Annotated in this window: 8 protein-coding genes; 6 read left to right on the top strand and 2 right to left on the bottom strand. The window is 60.0% G+C overall.

The genetic code is table 11. The features are described from left to right. Positions 1-116 precede the first annotated feature (116 nt). The 3 genes from AC3WLX_RS25495 (at position 117) to AC3WLX_RS25485 (ending at position 5,912) form a co-directional block, all read left to right on the top strand. Complete coding sequence (locus AC3WLX_RS25495) at positions 117-1,391, top strand: TolC family protein (RefSeq protein WP_006022563.1); 1,275 nt, start codon at positions 117-119, stop codon at positions 1,389-1,391. Next, on the top strand, positions 1,388-4,618 hold the full coding sequence (locus tag AC3WLX_RS25490; protein ID WP_006022564.1) for an efflux RND transporter permease subunit: 3,231 nt from the start codon (positions 1,388-1,390) through the stop codon (positions 4,616-4,618). Before AC3WLX_RS25495 ends, AC3WLX_RS25490 begins: the two co-directional genes overlap by 4 nt. Before the next feature lie 598 nt (positions 4,619-5,216). Beyond that, positions 5,217-5,912 (top strand): VIT1/CCC1 transporter family protein, encoded by a 696-nt coding sequence (locus AC3WLX_RS25485; protein WP_006022566.1) that lies wholly within the window; start codon positions 5,217-5,219, stop codon positions 5,910-5,912. A 548-nt stretch (positions 5,913-6,460) separates the two neighbouring features. Here the strand turns inward: AC3WLX_RS25485 and AC3WLX_RS25480 are convergent. Together AC3WLX_RS25480 and AC3WLX_RS25475 are read right to left on the bottom strand one after the other, a co-directional pair. Further along, on the bottom strand, positions 6,461-6,706 hold the full coding sequence (locus tag AC3WLX_RS25480) for a PilZ domain-containing protein (RefSeq protein ID WP_080655009.1): 246 nt from the start codon (positions 6,704-6,706) through the stop codon (positions 6,461-6,463). A gap of 145 nt (positions 6,707-6,851) precedes the next feature. Beyond that, a complete protein-coding gene (locus tag AC3WLX_RS25475) occupies positions 6,852-7,328 on the bottom strand; it encodes a hypothetical protein (RefSeq protein WP_124810153.1) in 477 nt (158 codons plus the stop codon). 369 nt (positions 7,329-7,697) lie between these two features. Here AC3WLX_RS25475 and AC3WLX_RS25470 point away from each other — a divergent pair, with 369 nt between their 5' ends. From AC3WLX_RS25470 to AC3WLX_RS25460, 3 genes are all read left to right on the top strand, one after another. Further along, entirely contained in the window at positions 7,698-7,994 is a 297-nt protein-coding gene (locus tag AC3WLX_RS25470) for a hypothetical protein (protein ID WP_006022569.1), read from the top strand. A gap of 303 nt (positions 7,995-8,297) precedes the next feature. Next, on the top strand, positions 8,298-11,012 hold the full coding sequence (gene mgtA / locus AC3WLX_RS25465; protein WP_006022571.1) for a magnesium-translocating P-type ATPase: 2,715 nt from the start codon (positions 8,298-8,300) through the stop codon (positions 11,010-11,012). Between the two features lie 561 nt (positions 11,013-11,573). Beyond that, positions 11,574-13,733 (top strand): carbohydrate porin, encoded by a 2,160-nt coding sequence (locus tag AC3WLX_RS25460; protein ID WP_006022572.1) that lies wholly within the window; start codon positions 11,574-11,576, stop codon positions 13,731-13,733. Positions 13,734-13,816: the final 83 nt, after the last annotated feature.

Here is a 13,816-nt window from a genome sequence, read left to right as displayed (position 1 = left end):
CATGTCTCCTGATTGCTGCAGTCCGATACTGGATCAACCTGCATTTACGCTGACAGCTTGTGTTCAGACTAGCGTGGCAATCAGGCGTCTAGAAGTCAGTGTTGAGACTCGTGCCAATGTTAAAATTGCTCCTGATAATCGTTCGCATATCAACAATTATCTTGGTGACCCCAGCCTTCGCTCAGCAGGCCGCCGTGCTGTCGATTGATGCACTTGCCAATTCCGTCGTGGCAAGTAACCCCGAACGACGCTTTTATTTCCAGCAGATCGGGCTTGCAGGTGTTGAGCGCGACGCGGCTGATCGCCTGCCGGACCCTGAAGCTGCATTCGAGTTAGGCGAACGCCGGATGGCCGACGGCCTGACAGGTGCACCGAAAGGCGCCGGGCCGACATATGGCTTGTCGATTATGCAGCCGCTCGACTTTGCCGGACGCGGGGCGCTCCGTCGCGCCATCGCCGAGCATCAGATCGCGCTGGCGCGGCTCGGTCTTGCGCAATTCGACGCAACGCTCGCAAGCCGGGCACGCTCTTTGGGATATGCCTTGTTCGCGGCCGAGCGGAAAGCCGCCGCGGCACGCGACGTTGCCGCGCGGATGCGCGAGCTTGCACGCGTTGTGGAGCAGCGGGATCCGGCGGGCATCGCCACCACGCTGGACACGGCCATTCTGGATGCGGGTGCCATCACGGCGGAGCGAAATGCCGCGATGGCTGATTCCGAGACCAGCACGATCGTCTACGAACTGAATCAACTTCGCGGCGCGCCGCTCAAAGCGCGGCTCCGCATTGCTCCGCCCGATATCACGCTGCCCGGCCTTCCGTCGGTCGAGCGCATGGCGCAACAAGCTGGCATCAACAATTTCGAGATTCAGTCGCTGCGCGCGCAATTGCAGCAGCAAGGGTTGCGCGTTGACCTAGCACAAGCAGCGCGTGTGCCGAACGTCTCAGTCGGTCCCTACTTCAATCGCGCGAAGTCAGACAGCCGCGAGACCAATTTCGGCATACGGCTGACGACGACGTTGCCGCTTTGGAATAGCCAGGCTGCTGGCCTCGCACAGGAGTTGAGCCGTCAATCCCAGGGCGATGCGGCCCTGCTCGCCGCCAACCGACGGATCGCGAGGCAGGTTTACGAACAGGCAGCCTACTACGAGGCGAAGCGTCGAGCCCTTGCGGGCTGGCCAGCCGGGGCCACCGAGAAATTTGCGGCCGCAGCTACCGCCGCCGCCGATAGTTATCGCCAGGGAGCGATCCCGATCGCAACTTACGTCGAGATGCAGCGCCAGTATCTGGACGCGCTGTCGGCTCTGCTCGACACGCGACGTGAGGCTATGGAAGCGATGCTTCAACTTCGGGCGCTCAATGGCGGCCGCAGCTTCGACGGCGTGTCCCGATGACGCGGCGGATTCTGGAATGGACAACCGGTCGACCAGCCACGGTGATGATCATCGCTTTGCTGATCGCTGGTCTTGGAATCTGGTCTTTCGTGAATCTGCAAATCGATGTCATTCCCGACATCACAGGCGTGCAGGTGCAGATCAACACGACTGTTCCTGCCCTGGCGCCAGAGGAAATCGAGCGTCTTGTGACGCTGCCCATCGAGCGCAGCATGGGTGGTCAGCCGGGCCTGCGGGAAATGCGATCGCTCACCAAGACCGGACTGTCACAGGTCACGCTCATCTATCAGGACGGCACGGACCAGCTTCGCGCACGCCAATTCGTCAACGAGCGGCTTTCCGCAGTGCGCGACATGCTGCCAGCCGGATCATCGCCGCGCCTCGCTCCGATCACCACCGGGCTTGGCGAAATCTGGTACTACACACTCGAATGGGCGCAACCGCCGTCCGATTTGGACGAGCGGCAACAACTGATGGAGTTGTTCGAGGCTCAGGAATATATCGTGCGCCCGATGCTGCGCGCGATCGAGGGGGTCGCCGACGTCAATTCCAACGGCGGCCTCGAACGTCAGTTTGTCATCGAGCCTGATCTGAAGAAGCTCACGACAGCGGGCATCACGCCGAGCGAGCTTGCCCAGGCTGTTGGCGCCAACGTCGCCAATGCCGGCGGCGGGACCATCACCAAGAACGGCCAACGCTTCACCGTCCGAACCGAAGCGCGTGTCACGACGGCGGAGATGATCCGCGCATTACCCGTGAAATTCGCAGGTGGCGTGCGGCCGCTGACTGTAGCGGATCTGGCGACCGTGACCATCGGCCATGCTCCACGCGATGGCGCCGCGACCACCAACGGCAAGGAAACCGTGCTCGGCACAGTGATGATGCTGGTCGGGCAGAACAGCCGGGACGTTGCCCGGCGCGTCGATGCGCAATTGCCGAACCTGCGCGCCGCGCTGCCCAAAGGCATGATCCTTCAGGTTCAGTACGATCGTTCAGAATTGGTGGATCGCACCATCGCGACGGTCGAGCGCAACCTTGGCGAGGGAGCGTTGCTGGTCGCCGTCGTATTGCTGATCGTGGTCGGCAACTGGCGCGCGGCATTTATCGTCGCGTCGGTCATCCCGCTGGCCTTTCTCATGATGATCTCGGGCATGCATGCGCTCGGTATATCGGGCAATCTGATGAGCCTCGGCGCGCTCGACTTCGGCCTGGTCGTAGATGGCGCGATCGTCGTCGTGGAAAACACATTGCGTCTGATGGGCGAGGCACAGCGCCTCAAGGGGCGCGAGCTGACGGCCGATGAACGCCGTCGCATCGTCATCAACGCTGCGGGGGGCGTGGCGCGGCCCGTGTTCTTCGGCATGGCCATCATCGCGCTGGTTTATGTGCCGGTACTCAGCCTGGGCGGCGTCGAGGGGAAGCTGTTTCAGCCGATGGCGCAAGCCGTGATGCTGGCGCTGGCAGCGGCGCTGATCGTTACCTTTACGCTAGTGCCGGCGCTGTGCGCCCGGCTGCTACGAGGCGAGAAGGTGCGTCAGCCGAGCGTCAGTGAAAAGGAAGATTCTCTCCCGGAGATAACCGCCGACAACCACATCACGCATAACGGTGGCTTCGCCGGCCTCGTGATCCGGGGCTACCGTCCCGTCCTGGACTTCGCCCTCCGTCATCCCGCTGCCCTTCTCGTTCCATCGGCAGTCCTGTTGGCCGTGGCATTGAGGATATTCCTGACCCTTGGCTCGCAGTTTACGCCACGCCTCGATGAGGGCTCCATCACGGCGATGGTCTACAAGCCCGTGGGGATGTCGCTCGACCGTAGCCTTGAGATCGAGCAGCAAACCGAGCGTGAAATTTTGCGTCGCTTTCCGCAAGTGACCCGAACCTTCTCCCGCATCGGCACCAGCGCGGTTGCGACCGACCCGATGCCGCCGAATGAGAACGACCTCTACATCTTCTACAAGCCGCTCGACCAATGGCCGCAAGGTCCGGACATGCCGCGCAACAAGAGCGAGCTGGTTGCGGCGATCGAAAAGGCTGCCACTGCGCTGGCGCCGGAGCAGTCATTCCTTTTCGCGCAGCCTATCGAGATGCGCTTCAACGAAATGTTGGAGGGCACGCGGGCGGATCTGTCGGTCAAGATATTCGGAGACGACTACGACGTGCTTGAGCGGCTCGCCGCGCAGGCGCGAGAGGAATTGCAAGGCGTGCCCGGCACCGCCAATGCCGCATTCGAAGCGGCCAGCCGCACCCACAGTGTGGTGGTCGAGATCAATCACGACGCGATGGTGCGGTTGGGGCTGGGAACCGCCGAGGTCAACCGTGCCATTGCGTCAGCGATCGGTGGGGACGAGGTCGGCTTCATCGCGGACGGAGAGCATCGACACGCGATCGTCGTTCGTATGCCCGAGTCCTTACGCGCGGACACAAAATCGATCCTCTCCCTTCCATTGCGCGTCGGCGCGTCCGGCCTTGTGCCGCTGGACCGCGTTGCAAGTCTGCGCGAGATGAGAACGGTCGAACCGATCCTGCACGACAATGGTAAGCGCCGCGCCGCCTTGATGGTCAATCTCAACACCAGCGACATCGAAGGTTATGTGACCGCAGCGCGTGCACGCCTCGACGGCAAGCTTGCGCTGCCTGAATCCTATCGCATCGAGTTCGGAGGCCAGTTCCGTCAGCTAGAAGCGGCCCGAGCCCGTCTGATGATCGTCGTGCCGGCGGCGCTGCTGATGATCTTCTTGCTCGTTTATTCGGCGTTGGGGAGCGTCCGTCATGCCGCCGTCGTCTATACCGGTATTCCGTTTGCGATCACCGGTGGCGTGCTGGCACTCTGGCTACGTGACATGCCATTCTCGATCACCGCCGCGATCGGCTTTATCGCGGTCTCCGGCATCGCGATGCTGAATGGTCTCGTTCTGATCGATCATATCAATGCGTTGCGGCGGAAGCTGCCTGTTATCGAGGCAGTCCGGCAAGCCGCCACGGATCGGCTCCGTCCGGTATTGTCGACCGCCATGGTCGCGGGAATCGGCTTCGTACCGATGGCGATTTCACAGGGCGCGGGAGCGGAGGTGCAACGACCGCTCGCCACTGTCGTCATCGGCGGCGTCCTGTCGTCCACCGTTCTGACGCTGCTGCTGTTGCCGGCGATCTACCGATGGATGGAGCGCCGCTCCGCAGCCGTCGTCGAACGAGAGAAACAGCCGTTGGAAGTGGAGGTTTCAGCATGAAAAGATCGAATCGGCTCCGTGACGTGGCAATCTTAGCCGCTATGACGTCACTTTTCTTTGTCTCGCCGGCCCTCTCGCTCGCAAGTTCTCCTGTCCATGATAATCAACCCAGTCCTTTCTACGTGCAAAACCTGCCGGCGGAAGTGCGGGCAGGCCTTCAAAAATACAGGAAGGTATGTGGCGATGAATTGACAACAACGCGTGGCTTCAGCCGCTTCATTGACGTTGGGAACGTTCGTCTCATCGCTCTTCATCTTCATGAACTCAGATGTGGCGACCGCCTTACGTTTTGTAGCAGCGGAAAATGCCTCCATCAGGTCTACATGTCGCACCACGGACGATATCATCTGGTGATGAGTGTCAGGGCAAATGAAGTCACGTTGAGAGGCCTGGACAACACTCCGGCGATTGAAGTTGAATGCGGCTTTGGACTACAGCGTATGTGGCGATGGAACGGTAGGCGTTTCATCGGAAGATAGCATCATTGATCAGCCTGACCGGCCAAGTTTCCAGATCGATCTCGAAGGCAAGGCGCCTTTTCCTATGTGCTCAGCGCCGCGTTACAAAGCCTTAGAAATGTAATTCAGGACCATGTTCCATGCGAGCCCTTCATAAAGAGAACCATCTGATCGAACGAATAGGTTGGCTTCGCGCAGCGGTGCTAGGCGCCAATGACGGGCTGATTTCAACATCGAGTCTGATCGTCGGTGTTGCCGCCGCGACCGCCGCTTCCCACGAAATTCTGGTTGCTGGCGTAGCGGGGCTCGTCGCCGGAGCAATGTCGATGGCTGCAGGCGAATATGTGTCGGTCAGTTCCCAGGCCGATACGGAAGAAGCCGACATGGCGCGTGAGCGCCGCGAACTTGCCACGCAACCTGAAGCGGAGCTGGCCGAACTCGCCGCGATCTACGAGCAGCGTGGTGTAACGCCCGAACTGGCGCGACAGGTCGCCGAGCAGATGATGGCAAAGGACGCCTTCGGGGCCCATGCGCGGGATGAACTCGGACTGACCAGTCATGTGATGGCGAAGCCAGTTCAAGCGGCTTTCACTTCGGCGGTCACCTTCGCATCTGGCGCGACTTTGCCGCTGGCCGTCGCTCTCCTGTCGCCGGCCTGGACCGCCACCTGGACCGTCTCCATTGCCTGCCTCATCGGACTTGGCGTTCTCGGAGCGATCGGCGCTCGCGCTGGCGGCGCCAGCATATGGAAACCCACTCTTCGGGTCGTGTTTTGGGGAGCAGTCGCCATGGCCTCAACTGCGACCATTGGTGCCCTCATCGGTCGAGCCGTCTAGTTCGCGGAGCTCTCTATTTTTTAATCGATTTTGCACTCGATATTTGCATCGCTGCAGAATGGGATTTTCTGCGATGTATTCCAGCGGTACCCAATCACACATGCCGCGGACTTCAGGACTAGGAGAGAGCCACTGCGTACGCGGCCCAGATTTGGAAAGAGCTAGTCATTTCCTCATAGACCCGGGAGAAGCAAAATACCGGATACCTTGTACTTGGTCCGATATCAGCTCCGCGTTCGGTTCGGCGCACCCGTTTGGGTGGGGCTATTGGCGGCAGCCGGCGAACGCTGAAAGATGAGAGGATCACGATGCCCCAAAATAAATTAATCGCAGATTCAATCACATATGCGTTCGCACTTTTATCCAGTACGGCGCGCCATTCTCCTTGTGAGATTGGCTCTTTCCCCCACACATTGTCCTTGTTATTTCTGTAGCCTGCCGTCCGGCCATATCAGCCGTCACGCCTGCAGCGCCGTGCGCGCGGCCAGTATCTCGGGCCAGCGCCTTTACACTCGCCCTTGAAAGTGAAGGCGCGTTCTAGCTTTGTGTCAATCGAACGCCACGCCGATGCGCGTAGCGCTCCGCCAGACTATTCGACACTGTGAGCAAGCGCCGCCAGGTTCTATTTTCAGCTCGAAGGCATCCGGAATGTTCAGGGCAGCAGGAACTTCGAGGCAGGCGCCTGTGTCCGACAAGTTTCGGACGACGCAACTTATCACGGACGATCGCTGATTGAGAATGATCTTCCCCGTCAACAGCGTGCGGCGACGGCGAGTGGTGCGACGCTCCGTCATAACCAATACCAAACGACGCCGCAGGCGGTTGTCGCTGCCCCGCGTCTCGCCTCGACGGCCACCTTCGCGATTCCCGTATCGCGTGGCAGGTTATTGGCGAGTATTTTGAAGACGAGAGCCCCCGGCATAGCGCACTCGCAATACTTCAACGTAGAAACACCATCCGCGCGGTTTGGCCGAGCAGGACAAAGGCCAAAGATTCGTCCCAGTAGCTCAAGACTCCCAATCTGAATCGTTGGTGGTTCATGAGGGCCAAGGCACAGCTGATAGCCGCGCTCATAAACAGCATCATCGTAAGCGCTTTCCCGAATCCCCAGGGCAGCGGGCTTTGAGCACCGGCAAAGATCAGCACGATCAAAAGTTTGAGAGAAAGGCGACGGAGCACAAAGCGCGAGTCCGACGTCATTTTCGGCTCGGCTGCATAACGACGTCGTATCCGCGAAGAGGCAGTACGAAAGAGACACTGCGATAAACGCAATGTCGGTCGGGCAAAGGCATCCAAGCCCGTGCGGCGAAACCGAAACGCCGCTTTCAGAAAGGTTAAGGACAACGAATAAAGCAATCGCCGAAGACGAGGGCTTCGCGCGACGATGCGCTCGACAAGAACCATATCGATACCCACACTAGACCTCGGATCGAAATAAATCAGAGCGATCACATCGCTAGTGAAGTCGACGCGCCCGTGTCCGGTGAGTCTAAGCGGCTTGATATTGCGCAGGTAGTTATCGCCGAAGACCTTACAATATACGATGGTATATCCCGGATATTGTTTTGTATATCGGATCAACCCCGCAAGACACTGTCACTCAAGGAATGACGGTGATATCCAGCCAATGTCATCTAGCGGCTCCAACCCGCTGCCGACGCATGAGGATCAACGAGCAATGCCAAGCGACAGTAGTCGAGCAAGCGTGCCGCTCAGGTCGTTCTCGCGAGTCTGAATCATCAGTCTCGCCTGTGACGGCCGAGCGGCTCGTCACGGAGGTGAGACATGACTCTCCAATTTTTTACTCTGCCGGCTTCGCTCCGCGTTTCGCGGATCGCCTCGCCGAAACGCAATCCCGCATTCGCCGACCCGCGATGCGAGCGTGACCGTCCTTTCACGAAGTCTCCCCGCACGAACCGGACTCGACTGGTCGCGGCGTGGCGTGTCAATGGCGAGACCGGTCGGCTCGAATGCATCTGGATGCTTGACGCCGAACCAGACACGGGCGGCGGGTTGCGCCGATTGATCGAGCGCGCCGGACTCCTTCTTGCAGTTTACCAGCATGGTCGCTTTGCGGCGTGAGGCGTGTGATGCATTCCCTCACGCTGCATAAGGCCAGCACGGCGATGGTTCTGGTGTCCGCCGGCCTGGACGGGCTTCACCCCCGCCGGGGCGGCAATCCGTACTCGCGCAGAATCGCACGGTCGCGCGAAGGTGCGGACCCTCCCTGGTGAAGAGCGGCTGCGCTGCTCAAGCGCGGTCCGAATGCCGAGCGTCGTGAAGATGCATCGGTTTCATTATCCCCTCAGCCGACCAAGACCCCAAGCGCCGAAGACCGTGCCGAGAGGCGCATGGTCTCGGCGCTTGCGGCAGGAGATTCATCCAATGAATGCCCCCATCCTCAAGGCGGCTCTCAAGCCGCGCGGAAAAGACGAACGCAAGCTGTCGATGAAGGCGGTCCGTGAAGCCCAGAATGGGTTGGATGACACCTTCGAAAACGTCAAAGGCGACCGCAACGGCCTGATTGCCCGAGATGCGATCGAACGGCTGGCAAAAGACGGCCCCAATGAGGTTGCGCAAGAGCGACGCCTGCCAGCGGTTGTTCAGTTTTTTGGCGCTTTCAAGAATCCGTTCATTGCAGTGCTGCTGATCCTGGCTGGGATCAGCGCTGTAACGGACATCTGGCTTCGGCTTCAACATGGCGAGGATGCGGATCCGACAAAAGTCACCATCATCATCGTGATGGTGCTTGCCAGCGCCTTGATGCGCTTCGTTCAGGAGTACCGATCGAGCGCTGCGGCCGAAGCTCTGAAGGCGATGGTCCGCACGACGGCGACGGTTCTTCGTCGAGGATCGGCAACGTCAAATCCCGAAGCATTCGAAATCCCGATGCGAGAGATCGTCGCCGGCGACATCGTGCGTCTTTCAGCAGGGGATATGATCCCGGCAGACGTGAGGCTGATCGAATCCCGCGATCTGTTTGTGAGCCAGGCAGTGCTCACCGGTGAGGCCATCCCTGTTGAGAAGTATGACACGCTCGGGTCTGTCGCCGAGAAGTCCGCGGCGAGCGTAGCGTCCAGCGAAATGAACGCGCTCGACATGCCCAACGTCTGCTTCATGGGCACCAACGTCGTGAGCGGCACGGCGACCGCGCTTGTCGTTGCCACGGGTGCTCGCACCTATTTCGGATCGTTAGCCAAGGCGATCGTCGGATCGCGCGCTCAAACGGCGTTCGATCGCGGCATCAACAGTGTGAGCTGGCTGCTCATCCGCTTCATGCTCGTCATGGTTCCTGTCGTCTTTGTCATCAACGGCCTGACCAAAGGCGACTGGGTGGAAGCGCTGTTGTTCGGCCTTGCCGTCGCCGTCGGACTTACCCCCGAAATGCTGCCGATGATCGTTTCCTCGAACCTCGCGAAGGGCGCCGTAGCGATGGCGCGGCGCAAAGTCGTCGTGAAGCGACTCAACGCCATTCAGAACTTCGGCGCGATGGATGTTCTCTGCACGGACAAGACCGGCACGCTGACTCAGGACAAGATCATTCTGGAGCACCACGTCGACGTTACCGGGCAACCCAACGCTGACGTTCTCCGGTTGGGCTGGTTGAACAGCTACCACCAGAGCGGCGTGAAGAACCTGATGGATCAGGCCGTCGTGCGATTCGCCGGGGCGGAGCCAGCCATCACGAACACGGCCGCGAGCTACCGAAAAGTCGATGAACTTCCGTTCGACTTCGTGCGCCGCCGACTCTCAGTGGTCGTCGAGGGCGAGGACGGAGATCACTTGCTCATCTGCAAGGGCGCGGTTGAGGAGATGCTGTCGATCTCTACGCACGTCAGAAGAGGCAAAGATCTGATCCGCCTTGGTGACGTTGAGCGCAAGAATCTGGCTGCGATGGCTCGGGCGTACAACGAGGACGGATTCCGTGTGCTGGTCGTCGCCACCCGAGGGTTTGTGGCGTCCGAGGCCAAGACGCATTATGCCATCGCGGACGAAGCCGATCTCACGATTCAGGGGTTCCTTACTTTTCTCGACCCGCCAAAGGAGACGGCTGGACCAGCAATCGCTGCGCTCGCGGAGCATGGCGTCAAGGTCAAGGTTCTTACGGGCGACAATGCGGTCGTGAGTGCCAAGATCTGCCGTGAAGTAGGACTTGAACCGGGCCAAGCCGTACTCGGGCGCGACATAGAAAAATTGGACGACACCGCGCTTCGCGTTTTGGTCGAGGAGCGGACGATCTTCGCGAAGCTCACTCCGCTCCAGAAGTCGCGTGTATTGCAGGCGCTTCAGGCTAACGGTCATACCGTCGGATTTCTCGGTGACGGCATCAATGACGCCCCGGCGCTGCGCGATGCCGATGTCGGCATTTCCGTCGATAGCGGCGCCGATATTGCGAAGGAGTCGGCCGATATCATCCTGCTCGAGAAGAGCCTGATGGTTCTTGAGGAGGGTGTGCTGAAGGGGCGCGAAACCTTCGGCAACATCATGAAATACCTCAACATGACCGCCAGCTCGAACTTCGGAAACGTGTTTTCAGTGCTGGTGGCGAGCGCATTCATTCCGTTCCTGCCGATGCTGTCGATCCATTTGCTCGTGCAAAACCTGATGTACGACATTTCCCAATTGGCGCTGCCTTGGGATCACATGGACAAGGAGTTTCTCAGCAAACCGCGGAAGTGGGATGCCAAGAATATCGGTCGTTTCATGATCTGGATCGGGCCGACGTCCTCGATCTTCGACATCACGACGTTCGCTCTGATGTGGTTCGTCTTTGCCGCCAATAGCCCGGAGCATCAATCGCTCTTTCAGTCGGGCTGGTTCATCGAGGGCCTGCTTTCTCAAACGCTCGTGGTCCATATGCTGCGTACCCAGAAGATTCCCTTCGTCAACAGCACAGCGGCTTTGCCGGTCTTGCTGATGTCGAGCGTCATCTGCGTACTGGGGATCTATTTGCCGTTCTCTCCGCTGGGAGCAGCCATCGGATTGCAGCCCCTGCCTATCGCCTACTTCCCGTGGCTGGCCGGAACGCTGCTCTGCTACTGCCTCGTCGCTCAACTGATGAAGACCGTCTACATCCGCCGGTTCGGACAATGGTTCTGACGGCCAAGCGCATGAGAGGTCCTGATCATGTCCACATCACCGTTGATCCTGAGATTTGCGCCGCCGCAGGCTGGAGACTGCCCGCGACAAGGGCCGCCACCGCCGAGGCGACAAGCGCCGCGTCCGCCCCACAATCGCGAGCCGGGCGATGCCAGGTCGTCGCTTCGGAATCGGTTGGACAGACGTTTGTGTTGGGCTTTGGCGGTTTTGGCGATGTTCGTGACGCATGCGGCCGTTCACCTTGCTCGTCGCCGTCTGCTGGACGGTTTCAAGCTCAGATTCCTGCTGCGTTGCGGCGCACGGTTGAACAGAGCGGCGATATCGCGAATGCGGCGTTGCCGCTGGTGAGCCACACAAGCGCAAAACGATCGCTTGCATGGAACCAAAGCACGAGGCCCGGACCTGAACCGGACTTCGATCAGCAAGGAGCTTCAAATGGACGACCCATCTAGTCGCGGCGCGACCAACAACTCGCGCCGCTTGAATTCACGAGAAAACTAGGAGGGCAGCTCGCGGCTATTGGCGCCGGGCGCTCTCGCAACCCGACGCCAGGAGTAGCCCATGACTTATTTTACGACCCACGGACTTCCCAATTTCACTATCACCACCGGACTGAAGGTTTTCAGGCGTCGTCGGGTTCTTTTTTGCCGACTGATGGTGATCGCTTTCTACTTGCTGGCGCTCGGTCTTGTAGCGGTTCTTCAGGTAACCAAAGCGCACGCGCAAGAACTTCAAACGACTCCCGGCCATCCGGATGCGGCACGGCTCAACACTAGTGGACCGCAACCCATCCTGGCGATGCCAACGAAGGCACCGGGGGCCTCGCGTGACAATAAGGTGGAATCGGGCGGGCCCGACTGGTCGGGCGTCTATTTTGGCGGACACACCGGTTTCGGGGCTGGCAGCCTTGGCCCGGGAACGAACCCCGTCTTGAATCAGTCCGTTGGCCTGCCGCCTACGGTGACAGGAATGATCGGCGGCTTTCAGGGAGGCTACAACTTTCAGGCCAGCGATCGTTGGGTGCTCGGCGCGGAAGCCGATGTCACTTTTGTGAGCCCGCCCGATGAGACGCGACGGATACCGGCTCCCTTCAACACATCCCTGGATGTCGTGGGGACGGTGCGTGGCAGGATCGGCTATGCTTTTGGCCCATTCCTCCCCTATGCAACGGGAGGCCTCGCTTGGACACGAACGAACGTCGACATCAATGGCGATGACGGCAGCGTTTTGTCAAAACTGGGGCGCTGGCACGCTGGGTGGACGGCAGGCGCAGGTGTCGAAATGGCCTTGGGCGGACCATGGACGGCACGCGTCCAGTACGACTACCTCGATCTGGCTTCCTCGACCTATCGACTCGATGGTGCCGGACTGCGCGATGTGTCCGTCCGCCCCCGAACCCAGAGGTTCACGCTTGGCCTGAACTACCGACTGGGCGATGTGGCCTCGACACTCCCAAGACCACCGGCAACTGTCGAAATGTCGCCGGACTGGAATATTCATGGCCAGACCACATTCATCGCCCAAGGCTATCCCGCGATTCGTTCCCCCTACGCTTCCAGCGCCAGCCTGCCCGGTGGTGGGCAAGTTCGTGAGACGTGGACCGCGGACGCATTTCTTGGCGTGAGGCTTTGGGACGGTGGTGCGTTCTATTTCAATCCCGAGCTAGCCCAAGGCTTCGGGCTGAACGGGACGCTCGGACTCGCAGGCTTTCCAAATGGAGAAGCGCAAAAAGGCGGCGCTGAATTTCCGAAATTTCGGCCACAGCGCTACTATCTTCAGCAGACATTCGGTCTTGGTGGCGAGCAGGAGGATGTCGCAGACGGCCCCCTGCAACTGGCGGGGCGACGCGATATCGATCGCGTCACTGTCACGGTTGGTCGTTTCGCGGTTGGCGATTTCTTCGACGCGAATGCCTATGCCAAGGATCCGCGCGCGGATTTCATGAATTGGGCAATCTGGTCGTCGGGGGCCTATGACTTCCCCGCCGACCTTCCCGGCATGACGCGCGGTGCGGTCATCGAGCTGAATCGTAAGGATTGGGCTGTGCGAGCCGGGGCCTTCCAAGTGCCCAGGGAGCCGAACAGTGATGTTTTGGTCTTCAATGGGGGCGGCGGTGGCGCCGTCGAGTTCGAGGAACGGCACAGCCTGTTCGGGCAGCCGGGTAAGGTTCGGATCGGCGCTTTCATCAACCGTGGTTACACCGGCGCGTATCGCGACGCTATCAACCTCGCGCAAGCGAGCCCTCAAACAGATATCAACGATGCGATGACGGCCCTGCGCCGCAATCAGAATAAGTATGGCTTTTATGGAAATATCGAACAGGCTTTGACAGCTGACCTCGGGCTTTTCGCCCGTGCAAGCTGGAACGACGGCCGCACCGAAATCCTCTCCTTCACGGACATCGACCGCAGCATTTCCGGTGGTTTCTCCCTAAAGGGTTCTGCATGGGGACGGCCTGCGGACACGATCGGAGTCGGTGCTGCGGTCAACGGCCTCTCGAGTGCACATCGTAACTTCCTCGCCGCCGGAGGCACGGGGTTGCTGATCGGTGATGGGAGACTGCGCTACGGCCACGAGTCGATCGTCGAGGCGTATTACGCCTTGCGGGTCAACGGCTGGAGCACCGTCACCTTCGACTATCAGTTTGTTGCAAACCCCGCCTACAACGCCGACCGCGGACCAGCCTCGATTCTGTCGCTTCGCGCCCACGCCGAATTCTGACAGCGAGTGGAGTGGCAATTCCAGCAATAGCGCGGGCTTGCGCCTCGGGAGGGCGCGACCGACGCAACGAGATGGGAACACAT

Source organism: Bradyrhizobium sp. FW305-F6, from assembly GCF_058782905.1.
Note: the sequence above shows the minus strand (reverse complement) of the source record. Positions and strands in the feature narration are given on the sequence as shown.